Raw genomic sequence first — 24,636 nt, 5'->3', positions numbered from 1 at the left:
GGCCGGGCTCTCCCTACCCGATGGACGCCTTCGCTGCTTTGGCTAGCGAGTCGGAGCGCGGAACGAGGATTGCGGAGGCCGTCGATGACGAAGGTTCAGTTTGAGGTGCGCGGCCCGGTCGCGGTCGTCACCATCGACAATCCGCCGGTCAATGCGCTCGGTGCCGCCGTGCGCGAAGGGCTGGCGAAAGCGATCGAGACCGCCAATGCGGATGCCTCGGTCACCGCCATCGTGATCGCATCCGCCGGCAAGGCCTTCATCGCCGGGGCCGATATCAGCGAGTTCGGCAAGCCACAGGCCGCGCCGCTGCTGCCCGATCTGCTCGATGCGATCGAGGCTTCGGCCAAGCCCGTGGTCGCGGCGATCCAGGGCGTGGCGCTCGGCGGTGGCCTCGAGGTCGCGCTCGCCTGCCATGGCCGCGTCGCGCTGCCCGTAGCGAAACTCGGCCTGCCCGAGGTCAAGCTCGGCCTCATTCCCGGCGCGGGCGGCACGCAGCGCCTGCCCCGGCTGATCGGCGCGGCGAAGGCCTTCCCGATCATGCTCTCGGGCGAACCCATTTCGGCCGGTCAGGCGCTCGAATACGGGCTGCTCGACGAGATCGTCTCCAGCGATCTCGTCACGGCAGCGATCAGGCTGGCTGAGGGGCTGGCGGCCGAAGGGCGCCGACCGGTCACGAGCGCCGACGGCGAGAGGCTGACGGAGGCGGATCGCGAGGCCTTCGAGGGGCTGGCGAAGGAGGCGCTGCGGAAAGCCGAGGGCATGCCGACCGTGCCGGCGCTAGTCGAGGCGGTCCGAAGCGCCTTCCTCCTGCCCTCTGCCGAGGGGCTGGCGGTGGAGCGCAGGCTCTTCCTCTCGCTCATCGCCGATGAGCGCTCCAAGGCGCTGCGCCATGTCTTTTTCGCCGAGCGCGAGGTCGCGAAGGTGCCGGGCATCGGGCCGGAAGTGAAGCCGCGCGAGATCGCCCGCGCCGCCGTCATTGGCGCCGGCACGATGGGCGGCGGCATCGCCATGTGCTTCGCCAATGCCGGCATCCCGGTGACGCTGATCGAGACCGCGCAGGCGGCGCTCGACAACGGCATCAACCGCATCGCCGCGATTTACGACATCTCGGTCTCGCGGGGCTCGCTGACGCCGGAGGCGCGCAAGCAGCGGCTCGCCCTGATCAAGCCGGCGGTCGGGCTGGCCGCGGCGGCAGGCGCCGACATCGTCGTCGAGGCCGCCTTCGAGGAGATGGGCGTCAAGAAGCAGATCTTCGGCGAGCTCGACAAGGTCGCGAAGCCGGGCGCGATCCTCGCCAGCAACACCTCCTATCTCGACGTGCCCACCATCGCGGCGTCGACCGGCCGCCCGCAGGACGTGCTCGGCATGCATTTCTTCAGCCCGGCCAATGTCATGAAGCTGCTCGAAGTGGTCAGGCCGCATGGCGTGGCGGATGATGCCGTCGCCACCGCGGTGGCGCTCGGGCGCAAGCTCGGCAAGGTGCCGGTCGTCGTCGGCAACGGCTTCGGCTTCGTCGGCAACCGCATGCTGGAGCAGCGCACCCGCGCCGCCGAGCGGCTGCTGATCGCGGGCGCCCTGCCGCATCAGGTCGATGCGGCGCTGGTCGATTTCGGCTTCAAGATGGGCCCTTTCGCCATGGCCGATCTCGCCGGCAACGACATCGGCTGGCGCTCGCGCAAGGCACGGGGGCTGAAGGCCGCCGTGGCCGACGCGATCTGCGACGCCGGCTGGTTCGGCCAGAAGACCGGGCGCGGCTATTACATCTATCCGCAGGGCGCGCGCACCGGCCAGCGCTGCCCGGAGGTCGAGGCGCTGATCGCCCGCATTTCGGCCGAGCAGGGCGTCACGCGCCGCGCCTTCACGCAGGCCGAGATCCTGGCCCGGCTGCTCGACCCGATGGTGAACGAGGGCGCCCGCATCCTTGAAGAAGGCATCGCGGCGCGGCCGGGCGACATCGATATCGTCTGGATCAACGGCTATAACTGGCCGGCCTGGCGCGGCGGCCCGATGTATTGGGCCGACAGCGTCGGGCTCGGCGTCATCGCGAAGCGTCTGGAGGCGCAGGCCGCCGAGACCGGCGACAAGGCGCTGGAGCCGGCGCCGCTGCTGAAGCGTCTCGCGGCCGAGGGCAAGGGGTTTGCGAGCCTGAAGGCGGCGGGTTAACCGCGCCGTCATCCCGGCCGCAGCGAAGCGGAGCGCCGGGATCCATCGTAGAGCGGCGCGCCTTCGATGGATCCCGGATCCGCGCTGCTTCGCAGCTTGTCCGGGATGACGCGCGGCTCTATCCCGGAATGGCGCGATCAGCTGGGTCGCTGTCCAACAAGGGAGGGCGTTTTGGCTTCGGGTCTGTTCGCGCTGCTCGACGACGTCGCCGGCATCGCCAAGATCGCGGCGAGTTCGGTCGACGATGTCGTGGCGCAGGCCGGCAAGGCCGGCGCCAAGGCGGCCGGCGTCGTCATCGACGATGCCGCGGTGACGCCACGCTATGCCGTCGGCTTCGCGGCCGCACGCGAACTGCCGATCATCTGGCGAATTGCGCTGGGCTCGCTACGCAACAAGCTTCTCTTCCTGCTGCCGGGCGCGCTGATCCTCGCCCTGATCGCGCCCTGGGCGATCACCCCGCTGTTGATGGCCGGCGGCGCCTATCTCTGCTTTGAAGGCGCCGAGAAGGTGCTGGAGCTGGTGCTGCCGCACGGAGCGCATGGCGAGGGCGAGACTGCGGCGGGCGATTCTGCGGCACTCGAACAGCAGAAGATCGCGGGCGCGATCAAGACCGATTTCATCCTCTCGGCCGAGATCATGGCGATCACGCTGGCCGGCGTTGCGGATCAGTCCTTCTGGATGAAGGCAGCGGTGCTCGCCATCGTCGGCATCGGCATCACCGTCGTCGTCTATGGCGTGGTCGCGTTGATCGTGAAGGCGGACGATGTCGGCGTTGCGCTTGCCGCCAATCAGCGGCCAGCGACGAGCCTGCTGGGCTTGAGGCAGCCGGCGCCGGGCGAGGCCGGCGGGCTCGATCGCGCGCTGAGCTGGCTGACGCGGCCGCTCGGGCGCGGCCTCGTCGTCGGCATGCCCCATTTCCTCACCGGGCTCGGCGCTATCGGTACGGCCGCGATGCTCTGGGTCGGCGGCGGCATCATCATCCACGGGCTGGAAGGCTATGGCTTCTCGGGCCTCGGCCACGGCGTCCATGATCTCGCCGTCGCGGCCGGCCGTGCCTTGCCGGCTGCCGTGGCCGCTGCCGGCGAATGGCTGGCGGGTGCGGTGCTCGCGGCCGTCTTTGGGCTGGTCGTCGGCGGGATCGTCATCGTCGCGATGCATTGGCTGGTCGCGCCGCTGCTGAAGCTATTCAGGAAGGCGGCGACGCAGCCGGCCGGCGAAAAGCCCGGGGCCTAGATGTGCAGCGTTGACATGGAATTTAGGCGTCATGCCGGGGCTTCGCGTCAGCGAAGAGCCCGGAACCCATGAACACGGTGCGAGGAGGAAATTGTGATGATGGCAATCGCTCTCGTCTGGATATGACGGTGTTCATGGGTTCCGGGCTCATGGCTGCGCCGTGCCCCGGAATGACGCCGAGGTTCCGTGCGAAATAAGCACGCTCCAGCGGAGCCCTCAATCCAGCCAGCTGGTGAAGGCCTCGACCGGCTCGCGCTCGGGCACGAGGCGATTGGCCGGCGCGTCCGGATCGGCCTTGCCGATGGCGATGCCGCAGACCACGACCTCGTCGTCGGGAATCGCGAGCTCGCGCCTGACGATCGGGTGGAACTGCGCGAAGATCGCCTGCGGGCAGGAATCGAGCCCATGGCCCTGGGCCGCGATCAGCAGGTTCTGGATGAACATGCCGAGATCCAGCCAGGAGCCGATCTCCAGATCGCGGTCGATCGTCAGCATCAGCGCGACCGGCGCATCGAAGAAGCGCAGATTGGCCGCCGTTTGCCGCTTCATGCCCTCGACATCACCCTTCGCCACGCCGAGCAGGCCGTAGAGATCCCAGCCGACCTTTCGGCGGCGTGAGAGATAGGGCTCGCGGAAGCGCTCGGGATAATAGCGGTATTCCTCGACGCCGGGTCGTTCCCCGGCCTCCAGGGCGGCGCGCAGCGCGGCTTCGAGCCGCGCCCGCGACTGAGGACCGATCACCCTGAGCTTCCAGGGCTGCATGTTGGTGCCGGAGGGCGCCTGCGCCGCCAACTCGATCAGACGGCGGACTAAAGCTTGATCGACCGGATCGGGCAGGAAGGCGCGGATGGCGCGGCGGGTCGTGATGGCGCGCTCGACCGCATTCATATCGTTGGAGACATTCATCTTTATCGATCTCTCCATTCAGTCGCTCCGGCGACAGATCGCGGCAACCCGAACCGCCTGGGCCGGCGCCTGGGCGCAATCGGCTCTGTATGCGAGACCCGATTGCAGGAACACCTTTTTCCGTATCGAAGTGGGAGTCGCGAGCAAGACTATAGGCTGGCACCTGCCGAACGCCTGAGACGTTCCCGATCAGCGGCTGAGGAGCGATCGGATGCCGCTCAGGTTGTCGATGGTATGGGACAGATGTCGTCGCAGGCGCTCGGCTGCCTCCGATTGCCGCCCTTCCGCCAGACTGTCGAGGATCGCGAGATGCTCCTCGCATTGTTGGCGGTAGCGCTTCCGGTCGAGCATGGAGCGATAGGAGAGCAGCCGCCGGATACGGTTGATGCGGCGGATCGTATCCAGGAAAAACGGATTGCCCGAACCTGCCACGATGGTTTCGTGGAAGCGCACGCCGCGTTCGTGGAGGGCGTCGGCGCTGTCTGTTTCGATCGCGCCTGCGAGCAGCCGTTCCTCGGCGGCGCGGCATGCGGCTATGCTCTCCGACGCCAGGTGATACCCCGGTTCGAGGAGCGCCGCCGGTTCGAGGGCGAGGCGCAGGCGGTAGGTCTGCTCCAGGCTTTCCGGCGTGTTCAGAACCGGAGCGAAGGTCCAGCCATAGCCCGCCCGCCGCTCGGCCCAACCCTCCTTGCCGATGCGGGCCAGCACCGCGTTGAGTTCGGCTCGCGTCAGATCGTACCCTTGTCTGAGATCGGCTTCGCTGACCTGTTCCGGCAGGCGGCCGCGAAGATGGTCGTCTGCGATGCGGAAATACGCCTGTGTGATCCTATCCGGCATGGAAAGTCCAAGCGCATCGCTCGAAGCCGGCGACGCCTGCTCGACGAAATAGCCGCGGTTGCGTTCGTGACGCAGCACGCCCTTGTCGGCCAGGATCTGGAGAGCCTGGCCGACGGGGAACCGCGACACGCCGAGGCGTGTCGCAATGTCCTGCGAGCGGAGATGCGTCCCCATCGCCAGCCCGCCGTCTCGAATGTCCGCGAGAATGCGTGCGGCAAGGGGTGTCGCGAGGTCTCTTCTTCCGCTGCCAGCCATCACCCGCCCCTCGTCGGCATTGCCGCGCACGGGTGTGGTTTATGGCCGGTGCGGCCGCGCGACAAGCGGCCCTATTTGACGAGGCCGATGGTCCTGAGAATATCGCCGACGCGGACCTGTTCTTCCTTGAGGAAAGCCGCGAAGGGCTCGCCGGCGAGATAGTAGTCGTCCCAGCCGCGCGCCTTCAGAAGCGCCTTCCACTCGCTGCTCGCGACCAGGCCGTCGAATAGCCTGGTCAGCTGCGCCTTCTGGTCCGGCGTGATTCCGGGACCGGCCATGACAGCGCGCCAGTTCACGACCTCGACATCGTAGCCGAGCTCCTTGAGCGTCGGCACATCGGCGCCTTCGAGCCGCTTGCCCGAGGAGATTGCGAGAGCGCGAAGTTTGCCGGCCTTGATCTGGCCTTCGAATTCGCCATAGCCGGAGACGCCTGCCGTCACGCGCCCGCCGAGCATCGCCGCCAGCGCCTCGCCGCCTCCGGAAAAGGCGACGTAGTTGACCTTTCCGGCATCGGCCCCTGCCACCCTGGTGACGAGCGCCGCGAGGATGTGGTCGGCACCCCCAGCCGATCCGCCGGCCCAGGTTACGCGCGCCACATCGGCCTTGATGGCAGCGACGAAGTCCTTGACCGTCTTGTAGGGCGAGTCGGCCGGGACGACGATCACGAGCGGATCGCCCGTGAGGCGCGCAAGCGGGGTCACCTGTTCCAGGCTGACGGGCGATTTGTTGGTCAGGATGGCGCCGACCATGGTGATGCCGTTGACCATCAGCTGGCTCGGGTCGCCCTTGGCGTTGTTGATGAATTGCGCCAGCCCGATCGTGCCGCCGGCGCCAGTGACGTTGTTGACCTGGACGCTGCGTACGGCCCTGGTCTCGGTCAGCACCTGCTGGATCGAGCGGGCCGCGCCGTCCCATCCGCCACCCGGACCGGCCGGTGCCATGATCTTCAGCTCCTGGATCGGCGTTTGGGCCAGCGCGAAGCCGGATGTGACGGACAGCGCTGCCATGCCGGCGGCCAGGAAAACTCTGCGGGTCGTCATGATAATCCTCCCAAGGATGACAGGTGATCGCGCTTTTGCGCTGTTCAGGCTTCCCGCAGCGCTGCGGGTGGTGTTTCGCCGGTTGCGGCGAAAGGCGGACCGGACGCAGCCAGCAGGCGCCCGAGGATCAGGGAAATGATGCCGCCGGCACGCAGCGTTTCGCATTCGAGCGCGGTCTCGACGGCGGCCCGCACCGGCAATAGCTCGACCGAGCCGCCGGCGCGGTGGATGCGGGCAGCGACAGCGCCGCGCGGGGCGATCGCATCCGGCGTGGCCTCGATCTCGATGGTGTCGCCGGGGACGAGCGCCAATGAGCCGGACCCCGTCCCGGGCGCGAGCTGGAGAGGCAGAATCCCCATGCCGATCAGGTTGGAGCGGTGGATGCGCTCGAAGCTCTGGGCGATGACGGCATTTACGCCGAGGAGCCCAAGCCCTTTGGCTGCCCAGTCTCGCGATGAACCCGTGCCGTAGCGTTCCCCGGCTACGACGACCATCGCATCTCCCGATGCGCGGTAACGCTCGGCAGCGCGCCATAGCGGCAGGGTCTCACCCGTCGGCACGTGCAGGGTCGAGCCTGCCGGCAGGTCGGCGGCGAGCCGGTTCACCAAGGTGCGGTTGGTGAAAAGGCCGCGCAGCATCACCTCCCAGTTGCCGCGGCGCGAAGCGTAGACGTTCAGATCCCTGGGATCCTCGCCTCGCTCGATCAGCCATCGTCCGGCCTCGCTCGCCGCAGGGGTTTGGCCGGCCGGGGAGATGTGATCCGTGGTGATGTCGTCGCCGAGCACCAGCAGCGGATGAGCGCGGTGATAGCCGAGCCTGCTGGGTTGTATCGCCTTGGCAAAGGGCGGCGGCCGCAGTGCGGTCGAAGCCGGATTCCATGGAAAGAGCCCCGAGGATGGAGCGTCGAGATCCGACCAGTGCCGGCTCGCGGTTGCCTCGGCAAAAGCATGGCTGAAATCCGCCGGATCGAGTGCGAGCGCCAGCGCGGCGTCGATCTCGGCGCCTGTGGGCCACAGCTCGGCAAGCGTCACCGGTCTGCCGTCTGCCGTCGAAGTCAAAGACGCCTGCAAAATGTCGCGATCCGCATCGCCGGCAAGCGCATAGGCAACAACCAGCGCCGGCGAGGCCAGGAAACCGGCCTCGACCTGGCTATGGACGCGACCGGGGAAATTGCGGTTGCCCGACAGGACGGCGACGGGAAGAACCTCGTCGGCGCGGACGGCGGCATCCATCACCGGCAGCAGAGGCCCCGAATTGCCGATGCAGGTGGTGCAGCCATAGCCGACGATGCCGAAGCCGAGGGCCTCGAGATCTTCGAGCAGCCCCGCACGGCTGAGATAGCGTTCGGCCGCAGGCGATCCCGGCGCCAGGGAGGTCTTCACCCAGGCCGGTGGCCTGAGGCCGAGCCGACGCGCCTTGCGCGCGACGACGCCGGCCGCCACGACGAGGCGAGGGTCGGAGGTATTGGTGCAGCTCGTAATCGCGGCGATGGCGATGGGAAAACGCGGCAATGAAGCGGAAGGCGTCTTCGGCCGCGGCATGGCGGCGAGGGCCGGCATCACGGCCGCCGGTGTAAGCAGATCCTGCGGTCGGCGCGGCCCGGCAAGGCTGATGGCGATCGCGGCGAGATCGATCTCGACGATGTCGGTGTAGCGGGGCCGTGCCTGCGGATCGAACCAGAGCTGCTGCTCCTTCGCATAGGCCTCGACAAGCGCGATCTGTTGCCGCGAACGCCCCGTTTGCGCCAGGTAATCCAGTGTCGCGCTGTCGATGGGGAAATAGCCGGTCGAGGCGCCGAATTCGGGCGTCATGTTCGCGACCACGGCTCGTTCGCCCGCCGACAGGCCGGAGATGCCCGGGCCGAAGAACTCGACGAAGGCGCCGGTGACGTTGCGAGCCCGCAGGCGCTGCGTCACCGTCAGCGCGAGATCGGTCGCGCTCACGCCCTCGCGCAGCCGGTTCGTCAGACGCACGCCGATGACGTCGGGAATCCGCATCATCACCGGCATGCCGAACATGACGCTCTCGGCCTCGAGCCCGCCGACGCCCCATCCGAGAACGCCGATGCCGTTGATCATGGGGGTGTGGCTGTCGGTTCCGATCAGCGTGTCGGGCATCGCCCAGACACGGCCGTCGATCCGCCGCGTGGTCACGACGGTCGCGAGCTGCTCCAGGTTGATCGTGTGCATGATGCCGGTGCCGGGCGGATGGACCCGGACGCCGCTGAGCGCCTGCGTCGCCCATTTCAAAAAGCGGTAGCGCTCGCCGTTCCGGTGATATTCGCGCTCCAGATTGACCCGCATGGCATCCGGCGAAGCCGAGAGATCGACACCAAGCGAGTGATCGACGGATACGTCCACCGGCAGAACCGGGCTGAGGCGCTCAGGGGCGCCCCCCGCTGCGGCGATGGCATCGCGCATGGCCGCAACGTCGACAAGAGCCGGCGTGCAGGTCGTGTCGTGCATCAGCACGCGGCCGGGCTGAAAGGCGATCTCCGCCTCGGACGTCCCGCGCACGAGCCAGGTTTGAAGATCAGAGAGCGCCTGGTCGCGCTCCTCCTGCGCCTTGAGCTCGCGCATGACGTTCTCGGCGATGATCCGCAAGACGTAGGGCAGTTTTTGCAGATCGACGCCGAACCGGCCCGGCAGGTCCGCGATGAGACAGGCCTGTCCGGTCGCGCTGCCTGTCTCCGAAAAAGATCGTGCTCGAAAGCTCATGCCGAAAGATATGCATAAAGACGACTCAAAATACAATATGGCGTCCGGCTCCGGGATTACCGCTGATAAGGGCTTTCATTTCCGGTGGAGGCGCCGGATGCGTCGAAACGAGCTGACGAATCTGCGCCTATCGGCCGAAGCTGCCGGTGATCTGAATGCCAACCTTGACCGCCGTCCGGTCGTTGCCGTCCTTCGATGGCAGATCGACTGCAAACCAGGGCCCAATGGTCGCCTGGACGATAGGCCGTTGGTGACGATCGAGCACTACGCCGGTGTGAAGCAGCCAAGGCGCCTTGTCGCCGGCAAGATCGATGGTCAGGTGGCGGAGCAGGCCATTCAGATCCCAATGGGTGTGGCCGTCGTGGTTGACCACGAAGCCGTTCCTGTCGACATGCACGTCGCAGAGGGTCTTGTTGAACGCGATATGAAGGCTCGTACCGGTTCCCTCTTCGCGGAAGCTCGAGCCGATCGCGGCCCCGGCCGCGGCCTGACGCCACCAGGCATCGCGGTGATCGATCCCCGGATTGTCGGGGATGACGGGCTTGGCCCCCGGAACGACCGCCCGGATCGCTTCATTGAGAGTCTTGGGCGGGAAAGCCCGCTTATCGAGCAGCTTCGCGAATTCCTCGCGCATGCCGTCGCGGAACTGAAACAGGATGCCTGGCGAGGCCGGGGGCTCGAACACCTGCACGACATGTCCGACGAACGGATACAGGCTCTGGTTGAACACACGCTGGAAATGGGTCGCCGCGAACTGCACTTCCCATCGCAGGCGCAGTTCAGGCTGCATCGGGCCGGTTGGGCATCGGGGCGTTTTGATTGGAGCCATCGTCCCTTCTCCTGAAGAGAGCCAGGCTGCCAATCTACGCCAATATCGCGTTCTCGTCACCAAATGTCCGGACCGAAGCGGTCCGGGCGACCTCGCCATGGTGATGGAGAGTCGACCATTCGGAATGGGACAGAGTGCGTCCTAGGCCGCAAAAGCCGGCGCTTGCTTGATGTCCCTTGTCAATTCGGAGGCTGCCACGTCTAGGCTCCGCCGATGAAGATGCCCGCGGCCAGCACGAGCAGGCCGCCGAGAACGACCTGAAAAACGGCCCGCCCGACAGGCGTCTCCATAAAGCGATGCTGGATCCAGACGATGGCCCAAAGCTCCACGAAGACGACGCAGAGCGCGATCGAGGTGGCGGTCCAGAAATCAGGAATGAGATAGGGCAGGGCGTGTCCAAGCCCGCCGAGTGTGGTCATGACGCCGGAAGCCAGTCCGCGCTTCCACGGCGCCCCCCTTCCAGACAATTTGCCATCGTCATGCGCGGCTTCCGTGAAGCCCATCGAGATGCCGGCGCCGACGGAGGCCGACAGTCCGATGAGGAAGGTCGTCCAAGGGTTCTGGGTCGCGAACGCCGTGGCGAAAATGGGCGCCAGCGTCGAAACGGACCCATCCATCAACCCGGCAAGACCGGGCTGGACCCAGGTCAGAAGGAATTGGCGCTTGGCATGCTCGCCTTCGGCTTCTCCCGCGCGGCTGTGCACGAGCGCGTCCGTCAGCTCCAGCGCCATTTTCTCGTGATTGGCCTCTGCCGCGGCCAGGTCGCCCAGCAGCTTGCGCATCTCGGCATCCGGGCAGTGAGACGCCGCCAGCTGATAGAAGTTCTCGGCCTGGCGCTCCATATCGGCGGCTTCTGCGCGCACCCGCTCCAGCGGGAGCGTTTTGACCAGCCAAAGCGGCCGCCTCTCATAGAAGCCTTCGACGTGCTCGCGGCGGATCGGGACGACGGCTTGGCCGAACCGACGCATGTAAAGGTCCAGCAGGCTGCGCCGATGCTCATTCTCTTCGGCGGCCATGTCCTCGAAGACCTTGGCCGACGCCGGATACTCTTCGCGCAGGTTCGCTGCGTAGGCGGCATAGATGCGCCCATCTTCCTCCTCGGCGAGAATGGCGAGGGACAGGACTTCCTGCTGGCTCAGGTCATCGAATCGGCGCCGGGCAGGTCGAAAGAAGGAAAACAGCGCGGGCATGGCGTCACCAGCCAGAATGAGTCGATGACCTTATTTAGAAACATTCTAAAGTTCAGTCCACTCCGGCATATGCTTTCGTGCGGGCCGTCAGGGCGCCGGAGTCCTGCTGCATGTGCTGGTCGGCGCCTGCGACGCCAGTCAGGCGGCGCAGGCGGGTGACGATCGTTCGTTCGACGGACTCGGTCCGGGCCGTCCCTCGCTAGCCCTTGCGCGCGGCGAGGAAGGCGGCGTGCTCCTTGACCAGATCGCCCGCCAGCGCCTTGGCGATCAGGGTGCGGGTGTTGGGCAGGCCGTAGATCGCCGCGAAGGAGCCGAAGCGCGGGCCCTGCTCCTCGCCGAACAGCACCTGGTAGATCGCCTTCCACCAGTCGCCCGAGACGCCCGGACGCTCCGGCGTCGCGTTCTTGGCGGCGAGGTTCTGGTAGCGCGGGATGGCGCGGGCCACGTCCAGCGCGGCGTCCTGCACCATCTCCGGCGTGGCGTCCGCCGGCAGGGCCGCGATGGCCGCGTCGAGCTTGGTGAACGCATCGCGCTCGACCTCGTCGGCCGGACGGTAGCTCTTCGCCGGCTTCACGAAATCGCGGAAATAGGCGATCGCGTAGCCGACGAGCGCATCGAGGCGCGGATGTGTTTCAGGCGAGATCGAGGGGGCGTAGCGCTGGAGGAAGCCCCAGAGCACGGCCTTGTCCTCCGAATTCGCGACGGCGACGAGGTTCATCAGCAGGCCGAAGCTGATCTGCGTGCGCACCGCGTTGTCGCCCTCGCCCGAGGCGATCACCTCCGGCTCCGGAGGATCGCCGGCATGGATATGCCAGACCGGGTTGCCGAGCCGGTTCTTCCAGTCCTGCTTCTCATAGCCGTTGAGGAACTGGAGATATTCGTCGATGGCGCGCGGGATGACGTCGAAATGCAGCTTCTTCGCCTCGCGCGGGCGCTGGAACATGTAGAGCGCCAGGCTCTCCGGCGGACCGTAGGTCAGCCAGTCCTCGATCGTCAGGCCGTTGCCCTTCGACTTCGAAATCTTCTGGCCGAGATCGTCGAGGAAGAGCTCGTAGTTGAAGCCTTCCGGCGGCGTGGCGTCGAGCGCACGCGCGATCTGCGAGGAGACCTTGACCGAGTCGATCAGATCCTTGCCGGCCATCTCGTAGTCGACGCCGAGCGCGACCCAGCGCATCGCCCAGTCCGGCTTCCACTGGAGCTTCACATGGCCACCGGTGACCGGAGTGACGAAGCGCTCGCGCGTTTCGGGATCGGTCCAGGCGATGGTGCCGGTCTCGACATCGACCTCGTCGATCGGCACCTGCATGACGATGCGGGTCTTCGGATGGATCGGCAGGAAGGGCGAATAGGTCGCCGCCCGCTCCTCGCGCAAAGTCGGCAGCATGATCTTCATCACCGCATCGTAGCGGGCGAGCATCTTGAGCAGCGTCGCGTCGAACTCGCCGGCGCGGTACGAGTCGGTCGAGGACTTGAACTCGTAGTCGAAGCCGAAGCCGTCCAGGAACGCGCGCAGCCGCGCATTGTTGTGGCGGCCGAACGAGTCATGCGTGCCGAACGGGTCCGGCACCTCGGTCAGCGGCTTGCCGAGATTGGCGGCGAGCAGCTCCTTGTTCGGCACATTGTCCGGCACCTTGCGCAGGCCGTCCAGATCGTCCGAGAAGGCGATCAGCCGGGTCGGGATGGTGTTGCCGGTCAGCACCCTGAAGGCATGCCGGACCATCGAGGTGCGCGCGACCTCGCCGAAGGTGCCGATATGCGGCAGACCGGAGGGGCCGTATCCGGTTTCGAAGATCACCGATTTCTTGCCGGATTTCTCGATGCGGGCCACGAGCTTGCGGGCCTCCTCGAACGGCCAGGCGGCCGAACGCTGGGCGGCGTCAACAAGGGCTGCGTCGAAGGCGGGCATGAGGGGCGGTGTCCTCTCCTGAACGGATAAGAGATATCGCTTATGCGAAGAAGGGGCTTTCGCAGATTGCGAAGGGCGCCGTCAATGCGCGAGCCCGGTTGAAATGCGGCAAACGAGGGTGCGGCCCCCGCCGGAATGCCTTGCCGGCTGCCGGTGGCGGTATAGGCTCCTCCTGGCTTTTTCGACCCTCGACCATGCCTTGAAAGGATGCCGCTTTGGACCGCGACCTGCTCGACAAGCTGACCGCTTGGCGACGACATCTCCACGCAAACCCCGAATTGTCGTTGCAGGAGGCTGAGACCAGCGCCTTCGTGCAGGAGAAGTTGAAGGAGCTGGGCATTCCCTTCACCGCCAATGTCGGCGGTCACGGCGTGGTCGCCACGCTTCAGCGCGGCTCCTCGGAACGCTCGGTCGGCCTGCGCGCCGACATGGATGCGCTACCCATACAGGAGGTCAACGACCTTCCGTATAAATCCGGCAAGACCAACGTCATGCATGCCTGCGGCCATGACGGCCACACCGTCTCGCTGCTCGGCGCGGCGGCGCTGCTCAACAGCGACGAGAGCTGGAGCGGCACGGTCCAGTTCCTGTTCCAGCCGGCCGAGGAAGGCTATGGCGGGGCGAAGGCGATGATCGCCGACAAGCTGTTCGAGCGCTTCCCGATGGAGCGCGTCTTCGGCCTGCACAACTGGCCGGGGCTGGAGGCGGGCACCGTCGCCGTGCATCGCGGCCCCGTGATGGCCGAGCCGGGGAAATTCAAGATCACGCTGTCGGGCACGGCGGGCCACGCCGCCAAGCCGGAGCTGACCCATGATCCGATCACGGCGATGGGGCACCTGATCGTGGCGCTGCAGACCATCGTCTCGCGCAATGTAAGCCCGATGGAGAACGCGGTCGTCACGATCGGGCAGATCCATGGTGGGCTCGCCTCGAACCAGATCCCGACCCATGTCTGGATCGAGGGCACCTATCGCGTCTTCACGGTGCCGGTGCGCGAGCGGGTCGTGCAGCGCATCCGCGATATCGCCAACAACATCGCCGCCACCTTCGAGATGACGGCCGATGTCGATTTCTCGCTCGGCGGGCTCGCGACGATCAACACGCCGGACGAGGAGGACATGGCGGCGAATGCGGCGAAGGCCGCGGGGCTCGGGCTGCGCCGCGACATCCCCGCCAGCACGACCTCCGAGGATTTCTGCTACTTCCTCCAGGACGACAGGCCCGGCGCCTATGTCTGGGTCGGGAACGGCCCGGCCGTGAACGGCGGCGAGCTGCACAATGACCGCTACGACTTCAACGACGCGATCCTGCCGGCGACCTCCGGCTGGCTAGCGGCGGTGGCGAAGCAGGCGCTGGCCAGCAACGCGCCCTGAGAGAATACTCCCTGTCATTCCGGGGCGGGCCAACGGTCCGCGCCCGGAATCCATGACCACAGGAGGTGAAGAAGGGCCGGCACCGATGCCGCTCTTCCTGACCCGTCGTGGTCATGGGTTCCGGGCTCATTGCTGCGCAATGCCCCGGAATGACGGCCGGTTCCGTACCGCAGCCGGGTAGTCAGTACGGGCTGACCGGGAAGAAGCGCAGATAGAGCCGGGCGTAGGTCCCGTCGTCCCACAGGCCCTGCAGCGCGTAGTCGATCGCGCGCTTCAGGGCGGGATCGTCCCTGCGCATGAGGAAGGCGACGCCTTCGCCGAAATAGCGGCTTTCCAGATAGGGGCCGCCGGAGAAGGCGAATTCGCCCCCGCTGCCGGCGAGCGTCAGCGACAGCGCGACGCCGTCCGCGAAGACGTACTCCGCCTCGCCGCTGCGCAGCGCGGCGATTGCGGCGCCGAGATTGGCGCTCTCCCGGCGTTGCACGAAGGGCATCAGCCTTTCGAGGAAGGCCTGATGCGCCGTGCCGGCGACCACCGCGACACGGCGGCCCTGTAGGGCGGCGGTGTCCAGCGTGGCACGGGCATTGCCGCGCGTGGTGGCGAAGCGGGCCGGGGCGCGGAAATAGAGATGGCTCGCGGCGAAGCGCTCCCGCAGCGCCGGCGTCAGGTTCATCGCCGAAGCCAGTACGTCGCCGCGGCCCTCAGTGAGCGAGTCCGGCAAGGTGTCGAAGCGGCGCGGCTGGATCGTGCAGGTCCAGGCCAGCTTCTCGCAGATCGCGCGGGCGAGCTCGACCGAGAAGCCGGTCAGTGCGCCGTCCGGCCCGGCGAAATGGAACGGCGGATAGTCGTCGTCGGTCAGGAAGCGCACGACGCGCGGCGGGCCGGGCGCCGGCCGGTCGAGCCGGATGCGCGGGTCCCAGAGATTGGGCACGGCGACGCGTGGTGGAGCCTGCGCCGTGGCGGTCGCAGCCAGCAGGGTCGAGAGGGCGAGGGCGGTCAGCGCGCGAAGCATCGCCGCGCATCTGGCGCCGGATGGAGTTGAGGATCAAGAGGCCCGCCGTCATGCTCGGGCTTGACCCGGGCATCTCTTGCCGGATGCGGCTCCAAGAGCCTTCGCGTCATGAGATTCTCGGGTCGAAGCTTTGCTTCGCCCGAGAATGACGGAGCTGTATTAGCCCAGACTGGCCGCAGTCGCCTTCGCGCCCTTGTCGAAGAGCGAGGCGAGATGAGCGACCACCGGTTTCCTAAACCGTTGGTCTTGCGGCAGGTCGCTGCCGAAGATCGCCTCGATGCCGGTGAGCGCCTCGGCCAGCGCCTTGGCATCACGCCCGGCTGCCTCGGTCCTGCGCTTGAACTCCACCGCCAGTGGATCGCGGACGTCGATCGCGCCGCCTTTTTCGTCGGTGCCGGTGACGTAGCGCATCCAGGCGGCGACACCGAGCGCGAGATGGTCGATCGGCGCGCCGGCCTTCAGCCGCTCGCGGATGGTGCCGAGCAGGCGCTGCGGCAGCTTCTGCGAGCCGTCCATGGCGATCTGCCAGGTGCGGTGGCGGATCGCGGGATTCTGGAAGCGGGCGAGCAGCGCCTTGGCGTAGTCAGCGAGCACGACGCCCTGCGGGGCCGGCACGGTCGGCATGATCTCGGCCCAGAGCCCTCCGAGGAAGCGCGCGAGGACGGGATCGCCGCTGGCCTCGGCGACCGTCTCATGGCCGGCGAGATAGCCGAGATAGGCGAGCGAGGAATGCGCGCCGTTCAGCATGCGGAGCTTCATGAACTCGAAGGGCGCGACCTCCGAGACCATCTGTGCGCCGACTTCGTGCCAGTCCGGGCGGCCGGCGGCGAAGACATCCTCGATCGCCCATTGCCGGAAGGGCTCGCCGATGACGGGCGCCGCATCCTCGGCGCCGATCAGCCTGGCGACCTCGGCGATGTCGGCATCGGTCGTGGCCGGCACAATGCGGTCGACCATCGTCGCCGGGAAGGCGCCGTTGGCCTCGATCCAGGCCGCGAGCTTGTCGTCGGTCAGCGCCGCGAAATCGCGCACGAGGCCGCGCAGGACATGGCCGTTTGAGGGGAGATTGTCGCAGCATAGTGCGGTGAACGGGCCGAGCCCGGCATCGCGGCGCGCCTTCAGGCCGGCGACGAGGATGCCGACCGCCGAGCGCGGTGCTTGGCGGTTGGCAAGGTCGTGGACGATGTCGGGATGATCCGCCTTGAGGCGGCCGGTCGCCGGATCGTGGCAATAGCCCTTCTCGGTGACGGTGAGCGAGACGATGCGTGTCTCGGGCGCAGCCAATCTGGCAACGAGGGCAGACGGGCTCTCGGGAGCGACGAGTACGTCGAGCACCGAGCCGATGATGCGCAGTTCGGGCCCTGCCGGAGCACGCTTCAGCAGGGTGTAGAGCCCGTCCTGCGGCTGCAGGCGGTCGCGCTGGTCCGGGCGCTGCAGGCTGGCGCCGACGATGCCCCAGGCGCCGAAGCGCCTCTCCAGCGCATCCTCGGTGTACTCCGCGAGATGGGCACGGGCGAAGGCGCCGAGCCCGAGATGGACGATGCCGGACTTGAGGCCCGAACGGTCATAGGCCGGGCGGCGGATGGGGGCTGGCAGGCCGGCGAGGGTCGAAGCGGAAAGGCGGGTCACAGCTTGTAGGCCTCCTTGGCGAGGCGATAGGCGAGGTCGTAGGCGACCTCGGCCGCCTCGTCCTCTTCCAGCCGATGCTCGGCGACGAGCTTGGCGAGATAGGCGCAGTCGACCCGGCGGGCGACATCGTGGCGCGCCGGAATCGAGAGATAGGCGCGGGTGTCGTCGTTGAAGCCGACGGTGTTGTAGAAGCCGGCCGTCTCGGTCGTCAGTTCGCGGAAGCGCAGCATGGCTTCGGGCGCATCGAGGAACCACCAGCCCGGCCCGAGCTTCAGCGCCGGATAATGCCCGGCGAGCGGGGCGAGCTCGCGCGAATAGGCGGTTTCGTCGAGTGTGAAGGCTATCACGGTCAGGTTAGGCTCGTTGCCGACGGCGTCGAGCAGCGGTTTCAGCGCCTCGACATAGTTGGTGGCGGTCGGGATGTCGCAGCCCATGTCGCGGCCGAAATGCTCGAACAGCGCAGCGTTGTGATTGCGATGGGAGCCCGGATGGATCTGCAGGACGAGCCCGTCATCGAGGCTCATCTTAGCCATCTCGGTCAGCATCTGGCCACGGAACAGGTCGGCGTCCTTGGCCGAAACCTTGCCCTTGAGGATCTTGGCATAGAGCTTTTCGGCATCCGCATCCGAGAGATTGGCGGTGCGCGCCGTGGCATGGCCGTGGTCTGAGGAGGTGGCGCCGCGCTCCTTGAAATAGGCGCGCCGCTTGCGGTGGGCGGCAAGGTAGCCGGTCCAGCTGCCGATATCCTCGCCCGTCAACTCGCCGAATTTATCGAGATTGTCGGCGAAGCCCTCGAATTCCGGATCGACGACGCTGTCAGGCCGATAGGCGGTGACGACCTTGCCACCCCAGCCGGACGAGCGGATCATGTCGTGCCATTTGAGATCGTCGAGCGCGCCTTCGGTCGTGCTGATCGCCTCGATCTTGAAGCGCTCGAACAGAGCGCGGGGGCGCAGCTCGGGCTCTTCCAGCTTGGCGGCGATCTTGTCGTAGATCCTGTCCGCGTTTTCCGGCGTCAGGCGCTCGTTGACGCCGAAGACCGTCGAGGCGGCGTGCTCGAACCAGAGCCGGGTCGGCGTGCCCCTGAAGAGATGCCAATTATCGGCGAAGAGGCGCCAGATCTTGCGCGGATCGCTCTCGACCTCTCCGCCATCCTTGCGGGCGATGCCGAGCTCTTCCAGCCGAATGCCCTGGGAATAGAGCATGCGGAAGATGTAGTGGTCCGGCTTGACGAAGAGCGTCGCCGGATCGGGGAAGGCATTGTCCTCAGCATACCAGCGCGGATCGGTATGGCCGTGCGGGGAGATGATCGGCAGGTCGCGAATGGTGGCGAAGAGCCGTCGCGCGATGCCGCGCGTCACCGGATCGGCGGGGAAGAGGCGATCATCGTGCAACAGCATGGGGCATCTCCATCGGTCGCGTGATCTCTAGAGCCGGCTGCGGCAGGGGTCAATTGCCTGGTATACTAGTGCGCCAGGCTCGGGCTTTTCGCGCGACGCGGATTGCGCCGAAGCAGGCTTGCGCTCGCCGCTCGTCCCGCGCCATCTTCGCAGCCGCAAACGGACCGGAGCGATGACGATGACGACGCGGCGTGAACTCCTGGCAGGGGCGGGACTGGCGGCGCTGGCGGCGCAGCTTCCCGTCGTCGCGCTGGCGCAGGCGAAGGACAGCGTCACCATCGCCCAGACGCTGGAGCCGCCGACGCTCGATCCGACCTCCGGCGCCGCGCAGGCGATCCGCGAAGTCACGCTGCAGAACATCTTCGAGGGGCTGGTCAAGATGGACCGGACCGGCAAGCTGCAGCCTTGCCTCGCCGAGAGCTGGACCATCGCCGACGACAACGTCACCTACAGCTTCAAGCTGCGGCAGGGCGCGAGATTCCATGACGACACGCCCTTCACCGCCGAGCAGGTGAAATTCTCCTTCGAGCGGGCCGTCGCGCCCGATTCGACCAATGCCCAGCGCCAGCTCTTCGCGCCGATCGCCGAGATCGCGACGCCGGACCCGGCGACGGTGGTGATCAAGCTCAAGCAGCCGACGGCGAACTTCCTCTACGGCCTGAGCTGGGGCGATGCGGTGATCGTCGCGCCGGCGAGCGCCGCCAACAACAAGACCAGCCCTGTCGGCACCGGCCCATTCAAATTCCTGCGCTGGAATCGCGGCGACCGGCTCGAGCTCGCCCGCTTCGACGGCTATTGGGGCGAGAAGCCGGCACTGGCCAGGGCGATCTTCCGTTTCATGTCCGATCCGCAGGCGCAGGTCGCGGCGCTCAGGGCTGGCGATGTCGATGCGCACACCAATCTAGCGGCGCCCGAGGCGGTGCCGCAGCTCAAGGCCGATGCCAGGCTCAAGGTCACGATCGGCCGCACCGAGGGCGAGACGGTTCTCGCCACCAACAATGCCAAGCCGCCCTTCGACAATCCCAAGGTCCGGCAGGCCATTGCGCATGCGCTCGACCGCAAGACCATCGCGCTCGGCGTCTACGGTTTCGACGTCGACCTGATAGGTAGCCATTTCTCGCCGCTGCACCCGGCCTATGTCGACCTGACCAACACCTATCCTTACGACCCTGCCAAGGCCAAGGCGCTGCTCAAGGAGGCTGGCTTCCCGAACGGCTTCAACTGTACGCTGAAGTTGCCGCCGCCTTCCTATGCCCGCCGCTCGGGAGAGATCGTCGCGGCGCTGCTGGCGCAGATCGGCATCAACGCCGCGATCGAGCCGCTCGAATTCCCGCAATGGCTGGAGCGCGTCTTCCGCAACAAGGACTACGATCTCAGCATCATCGCCCATACCGAGCCGCTCGACATCGATATCTATGCGCGCGACGGCTACTACTTCCAGTACAAGGACCCCGCCTTCAAGGAGCTGATCGCCAAGATCGCGGTGACCCTGCCCGAGGCCGAGCGCAACGTGCTCTACAAGCAGGCGCAGGAGAAGCTGGCGCGCGACGCGGTCAACGGCTTCCTCTTCATCCTGCCGAAGATCACGGTCGCCAACGCCGCGCTGGAGGGCATGTGGACCGACTGGCCATTGCCGGTGACGCCACTGGCGGAGCTGCGCTGGCGTTGATCTCATCTTCATGGATCCAACCGGGTCGTCCCGGGCGACCGGAGGGAGACCCGGGATCCATGCCTGAACTTTTCTCGGGAGCGCTCTGGCATGGATCCCGGATCGGCGTGGCTGCGCCGCTTGTCCGGGATGACCGCGCGGAGAGGTGCGGCTCATGATCGCCTACGTCCTGCGCCGCCTGCTGGCGCTGGTGCTGACGCTGCTTGCGGCGGCACTGGTCATCTTCGTCGTGCTCGAAGTGCTGCCGGGCGATCCGGCGGCGGTGACGCTGGGTCTGAACGCCGCGCCGGAGGCGCTTGCCGCGTTGCGGGCCGAGATGGGGCTCGACAAACCGGCCGTGCTGCGCTTCGTCCTCTGGCTCGGCGGGCTCGTCACCGGCGATCTCGGCCTGAGCTACACCTATCGCGTGCCGGTGGCGCAGCTCATCGCCGAGCGCATGGCGGTGACGCTGCCGCTCGCCCTGATGGCGATCGCGCTGGCGACGGCGATCGGCATCCCGCTCGGCATGCTCGCCGCCTCGCGCCATGGCCGGCTGGCCGATGCGGGCGTGATGGCCTTCGCGCAGGCCGGGCTCGCCATTCCGAATTTCTGGTTCGGCCTCCTGCTCGTGCTGGTCTTCGCGGTCGGGCTCGGCTGGTTGCCGGCCGGCGGCTTTCCCGGCTGGCAGGCGGGCTTCGGCACGGCGCTGAAATCGCTGCTGATGCCGGCGCTGGCGCTGGCCCTGCCGCAGGCAGCGATCATCGCGCGGGTGACGCGCTCGTCGATGCTCGACACGCTGCAGGAGGATTTCGTCCGCACCGCCCGCGCCAAGGGCCTGAGCGAGGGCACCACGATGCGCCGGCACGCGCTGCGCAATGCGCTGATCCCGGTCGTCACCATCCTGGGCCTGCAGTTCTCGGTGCTAATCGCCGGCGCGATCATCATCGAGAACGTCTTCGCCCTGCCGGGGCTGGGGCGGCTCGTCTTCCAGGCCATCGCCCAGCACGACCTCATCGTGGTCAAGGACCTCGTCATGCTCTTCGCGGGAGCGGCAATCCTGATCAATTTCGCGGTCGAATTGCTCTACGGGCTGATCGACCCGCGATTGAGGCAGGCATGAGCGCGGTCGAGGACAAGGCGCCCGGCGGCAGGCGGCATTGGTGGCTGGCGCCGTCATTCGTCATCGGCGCGGTCATCGCGGTGCTCGTCATCGCCGCCGCGCTGACATCTTACGTCTGGACGCCCTATCAGCCGACACAGATGGCGATCCTCAACCGCCTCAAGGGGCCCTCGGCAACGAACTGGTTCGGCACCGACCAGTTCGGCCGCGACGTCTTCTCGATGATCATGGTCGGGGCGCGCAATTCGCTGGCGGTCGGGCTGGGCGCCGTCGGCATCGGCATGGTGCTGGGCACCGCGCTGGGGCTCACGGCCTCCGTCCGGCGCGATGGCATCCTCGACCATCTCATCATGCGCACCGCCGATTTCACCCATGCCTTCCCGGCCGTGCTGACCGCGATCATGATGACCGCGATCATCGGGCCCGGCATGCTCAACGCCGTCGTCGCCATCGCCGTGCTGAACCTGCCCTATTTCGCGCGGCTTGCACGCGGCGCGGCGCTGCAGATCTGGGCGCAGGACTTCATCCAGGCGGCGCGGGCGGCCGGCCTGAACAACCGGCAGATCACGCTGCGCCATGTCCTGCCCAATATCGCCGGCATCCTGGTGGTGCAGGCGACGATCCAGTTCGCGCTCGCCGTGCTGGCCGAGGCGGGGCTGTCCTATCTCGGGCTCGGCACGCAGCCGCCGAACCCGTCCTGGGGGCGGATGCTCAACGAGGCCCAGACCTTCATGGCGACGCAGCCCTGGCTTGCGATCTTTCCGGGTGCCGCTATCGCGTTGACCGTGCTGGGATTCAACCTGCTCGGCGACGGCCTGCGCGACGCGGTCGATCCGTGCCTGCGCCGTGCCCGGTGAGGACAGATGCAGCGCTCAGCCCTCATCCTGAGGAGCCGCGCAGCGGCGTCTCGAAGGATGATCCAGATGGTTCAGGAGCCTCCTGGAGCATCCTTCGAGACGCAAGCCGTCGGCTTGCTCCTCAGGATGAGGGCTGGAGGAAATGAGGATATGGGATGACCGAGCTTGCCGATCTGAACGCCGCCGAGCTTCTCGCCGCCTATGAGGCGCGCAGGTTGTCGCCGGTCGAGGTCACGGAAGCGGTGATCGCCCGCATCGCGGTCTGGGAGCCGAAGATCGACGCGCTCTACGCCTATGACCCCGAGAGCGCGCGGGCGCAGGCCAAGGCCTCCGAGACGCGCTGGTTGAAGGGAGAGGCGCTGCCGCTCGACGGCGTGCCCTGCACGATCAAGGAGAACATCAGGACGAAGGGCGTGGCCGTGCCGCTGGGCACCGCTGCAAACGATCTCGCTCCTGCCGCCACCGACGCCCCCCCGGCGGCGCGGCTGCGCGAGGCGGGCTGCGTGATCCTCGCCAAGACGACGATGCCGGATTACGGCATGCTCTCCTCCGGGCTTTCCAGCTTCCACAAGCCGGCGCGCAATCCCTGGGACATCACCAAGAACCCCGGCGGCTCCTCGGCCGGCGCGGGCTCGGCGGGCGCGGCGGGCTACGGGCCGCTGCATGTCGGCACCGATATCGGCGGCTCGATCCGCCTGCCGGCCGGCTGGTGCGGGCTCGTCGGTTTGAAGCCGAGCTTCGGGCGGGTGCCGATCGACCCGACCTATTACGGCCGCGTCGCCGGGCCGATGACGCGCACGGTCGCGGACGCCGCGCTGATGATGCGGGAATTGTCGAAGCCCGACGCCCGCGACGGCATGAGCCTGCCACCGCAGGAACTTGACTGGCTGGCTGTCGATCTCGACCTGAAGGGCCTGCGCATCGGCTTGCAGCTCGATGCGGGGATCGGGCTCGCAGTCGAGCCGGAGACCAAGGCCGCGATCGAGGCGGCGGCGAAAGCTTTCGCCGATGCTGGCGCGATCGTCGAGCCGGTTTCGCCCTACCTGACCCGCGAGATGCTGGACGGGCTCGACGATTTCTGGCGTCAGCGCGCCTGGGTCGATATCGGCGCGCTCTCGCCCGAGAAGCAGGCGAAGGTGCTGCCCTACATCTTCGCCTGGGCGGAGGGCGGCAAGGCCTTGCCGGGCGACAGGGTTTATCGCGGCATGAGCCAGATGATCGCGATGCGCGATGCGGCGCTGAAGGCGATTGCGCCTTACGACTTCATCCTCTCGCCGGTTTCGCCGGTGCCGAGCTTCCCGGCGGAATGGGCCTCGCCGATCGACGATCCCACGCGGCCCTTCGAGCATATCTGCTTCACGGTGGCGGCGAACATGTCGGACCAGCCGGCGATCTCCGTCCATGCCGGGCTGACGGCGGGAGGCCTGCCGATCGGCCTGCAGATCACCGGCAAGCGCTTCGACGATCTCGGTGTGCTCAGGATGGCCCGCGCCTGGGAGGCGATGCGCGGCGCGATCGCCTGGCCGGTCCTTCCCGCATGAAGGCTTTTGAACGAACCGCATCGTCATCCCGGGCTTGACGCGGGATCCATCGTAGGGCTCGCGCTCGACGATGGATCCCGGATCGGCGCGGCTTCGCCGCTTGTCCGGGATGACCCAGTGTTTCCGAGCGAACGAGAACCGGAGAAAATGCTATGGATCTACAACTGACGGGCAAACGCGCGCTGGTGACCGGCGGCAGCAAGGGCATCGGCCGCGCCATCGCCCGGCAACTGGCGCTGGAGGGCGTCGATGTCGTCATCGCCGCGCGCAATCAGGACGAACTCGCCGAAGCCGCCTCGGCGCTCGCGGCCGAAAGCGGGCGCAAGGTGATCGGCCACATCGTCGATACCCAGTACGACGAGTCGGTGAAGGCGCTGGTAGCCCACACCGTCGCCGCGCTCGGTGGGCTCGACATCCTCGTCAACGCCGCCGCAAAGCCCGGCGGGCAGGCGCCGCCGCCGAAGCTCGCCGAGATCACAGACGCACTGTTCTGGGACGATGTGAACGTCAAGGTGATGGGCTATCTGCGCATGGCGCGTGAGGTCGCGCCGCACATGGCGGCGAATGGCTGGGGCCGGATCATCAGCATCAGCGGGCTCGCCGCGCGCTCGACCGGCTCGACCATCGGCTCGATCCGCAATGTCGCCGTCTCCGCGCTGACCAAGAACCTCGCCGACGAGCTCGGTCCGCAGGGCATCAACGTCACCGTCGTCCATCCCGGCACGACTCGCACCGAGCGTACCGCGTCGGTCATTGCAGCAAGGGCAGCGTCAAGCGGCAAGAGCGCGGCGGAGGTCGAAGCCGGCATGGCGGCGAATGTCACCATCGGCCGGCTGGTCGACGCGGGCGAGGTCGCCGATATCGTCGCCTTCCTCGCCTCGCCGCGCAGCGTCGCGATCAATGGCGATGCCATCGCCTGCGGCGGCGGCATCCGCGGCGCGATCCACTATTGAGACAGACTAGGTTCTGACGTGTTTCCA

General features: G+C 67.2%; 18 protein-coding genes. 8 read left to right on the top strand and 10 right to left on the bottom strand.

Translation table 11 applies throughout. The features are described 5' to 3' along the window. The first annotated feature begins 84 nt into the window (after positions 1–84). Positions 85–2,163 carry a 3-hydroxyacyl-CoA dehydrogenase NAD-binding domain-containing protein gene (locus AC2FAN_RS07870; protein WP_485173316.1) on the top strand — a complete coding sequence of 693 codons (2,079 nt, stop codon included), beginning with the start codon at positions 85–87 and terminating at the stop codon, positions 2,161–2,163. A 171-nt stretch (positions 2,164–2,334) separates the two neighbouring features. Then, positions 2,335–3,396, top strand: coding sequence for a DUF808 domain-containing protein (locus AC2FAN_RS07865; protein WP_265051413.1), 1,062 nt, complete (start codon positions 2,335–2,337; stop codon positions 3,394–3,396). A gap of 216 nt (positions 3,397–3,612) precedes the next feature. Here AC2FAN_RS07865 and AC2FAN_RS07860 read toward each other — a convergent pair whose 3' ends face one another. The 7 genes from AC2FAN_RS07860 to AC2FAN_RS07830 form a co-directional block, all read right to left on the bottom strand. After that, complete coding sequence (locus AC2FAN_RS07860; protein WP_265051414.1) at positions 3,613–4,302, bottom strand: nitroreductase; 690 nt, start codon at positions 4,300–4,302, stop codon at positions 3,613–3,615. Positions 4,303–4,491: 189 nt separating this feature from the next. Continuing rightward, complete coding sequence (locus AC2FAN_RS07855) at positions 4,492–5,424, bottom strand: GntR family transcriptional regulator (RefSeq protein ID WP_485173315.1); 933 nt, start codon at positions 5,422–5,424, stop codon at positions 4,492–4,494. Positions 5,425–5,465: 41 nt separating this feature from the next. Further along, positions 5,466–6,434 (bottom strand): Bug family tripartite tricarboxylate transporter substrate binding protein, encoded by a 969-nt coding sequence (locus AC2FAN_RS07850; RefSeq protein WP_485173314.1) that lies wholly within the window; start codon positions 6,432–6,434, stop codon positions 5,466–5,468. A gap of 44 nt (positions 6,435–6,478) precedes the next feature. Further along, positions 6,479–9,151: an aconitate hydratase AcnA gene (gene acnA / locus AC2FAN_RS07845; protein WP_485173313.1), complete on the bottom strand. Its 2,673-nt coding sequence runs from the start codon at positions 9,149–9,151 to the stop codon at positions 6,479–6,481. A gap of 127 nt (positions 9,152–9,278) precedes the next feature. Further along, positions 9,279–9,941, bottom strand: coding sequence for a hypothetical protein (locus tag AC2FAN_RS07840; protein WP_485173312.1), 663 nt, complete (start codon positions 9,939–9,941; stop codon positions 9,279–9,281). Positions 9,942–10,180: 239 nt separating this feature from the next. Further along, positions 10,181–11,170 (bottom strand): iron exporter MbfA, encoded by a 990-nt coding sequence (gene mbfA, locus AC2FAN_RS07835; protein WP_485173311.1) that lies wholly within the window; start codon positions 11,168–11,170, stop codon positions 10,181–10,183. Positions 11,171–11,369: 199 nt separating this feature from the next. Continuing rightward, positions 11,370–13,076, bottom strand: coding sequence for a lysine--tRNA ligase (locus AC2FAN_RS07830; RefSeq protein ID WP_265051420.1), 1,707 nt, complete (start codon positions 13,074–13,076; stop codon positions 11,370–11,372). 215 nt (positions 13,077–13,291) lie between these two features. Here AC2FAN_RS07830 and AC2FAN_RS07825 point away from each other — a divergent pair, with 215 nt between their 5' ends. Beyond that, positions 13,292–14,449 carry an amidohydrolase gene (locus AC2FAN_RS07825; protein ID WP_485173310.1) on the top strand — a complete coding sequence of 386 codons (1,158 nt, stop codon included), beginning with the start codon at positions 13,292–13,294 and terminating at the stop codon, positions 14,447–14,449. Positions 14,450–14,630: 181 nt separating this feature from the next. On the opposite strand, the gene AC2FAN_RS07820 is transcribed toward AC2FAN_RS07825, so the two are convergent. From AC2FAN_RS07820 to uxaC, 3 genes are all read right to left on the bottom strand, one after another. Continuing rightward, positions 14,631–15,461, bottom strand: a complete 831-nt coding sequence (locus AC2FAN_RS07820) for a transporter substrate-binding domain-containing protein (RefSeq protein ID WP_485173309.1) — start codon at positions 15,459–15,461, stop codon at positions 14,631–14,633. Positions 15,462–15,620: 159 nt separating this feature from the next. Next, a complete protein-coding gene (locus tag AC2FAN_RS07815; protein WP_485173308.1) occupies positions 15,621–17,090 on the bottom strand; it encodes a mannitol dehydrogenase family protein in 1,470 nt (489 codons plus the stop codon). Further along, a complete protein-coding gene (gene uxaC / locus AC2FAN_RS07810; protein ID WP_485173307.1) occupies positions 17,087–18,490 on the bottom strand; it encodes a glucuronate isomerase in 1,404 nt (467 codons plus the stop codon). Before uxaC ends, AC2FAN_RS07815 begins: the two co-directional genes overlap by 4 nt. 178 nt (positions 18,491–18,668) lie before the next feature. On the opposite strand from uxaC, the gene AC2FAN_RS07805 reads away from it, so the two are divergent. The 5 genes from AC2FAN_RS07805 to AC2FAN_RS07785 all read left to right on the top strand — a co-directional run bounded on the left by AC2FAN_RS07805 (position 18,669) and on the right by AC2FAN_RS07785 (position 24,609). Continuing rightward, entirely contained in the window at positions 18,669–20,159 is a 1,491-nt protein-coding gene (locus tag AC2FAN_RS07805; protein WP_485173306.1) for an ABC transporter substrate-binding protein, read from the top strand. A gap of 154 nt (positions 20,160–20,313) precedes the next feature. After that, positions 20,314–21,258 (top strand): ABC transporter permease, encoded by a 945-nt coding sequence (locus AC2FAN_RS07800; protein ID WP_485173305.1) that lies wholly within the window; start codon positions 20,314–20,316, stop codon positions 21,256–21,258. Beyond that, positions 21,255–22,115, top strand: a complete 861-nt coding sequence (locus AC2FAN_RS07795; RefSeq protein ID WP_485173304.1) for an ABC transporter permease — start codon at positions 21,255–21,257, stop codon at positions 22,113–22,115. The genes AC2FAN_RS07800 and AC2FAN_RS07795 overlap by 4 nt, the downstream gene beginning before the upstream one ends. Before the next feature lie 155 nt (positions 22,116–22,270). Continuing rightward, entirely contained in the window at positions 22,271–23,656 is a 1,386-nt protein-coding gene (locus tag AC2FAN_RS07790) for an amidase (protein ID WP_485173303.1), read from the top strand. 152 nt (positions 23,657–23,808) lie between these two features. Continuing rightward, the gene (locus AC2FAN_RS07785; protein ID WP_485173302.1) at positions 23,809–24,609 is read left to right on the top strand and encodes an SDR family oxidoreductase; all 801 of its coding nucleotides are present in this window, start codon (positions 23,809–23,811) and stop codon (positions 24,607–24,609) included. Positions 24,610–24,636: the final 27 nt, after the last annotated feature.

Source organism: Allobosea sp. RIT-PG3_2, from assembly GCF_057321085.1.
The sequence above is the reverse complement of the archived record's forward strand: the minus strand, read 5'-3'. Positions and strand labels throughout refer to the sequence as shown.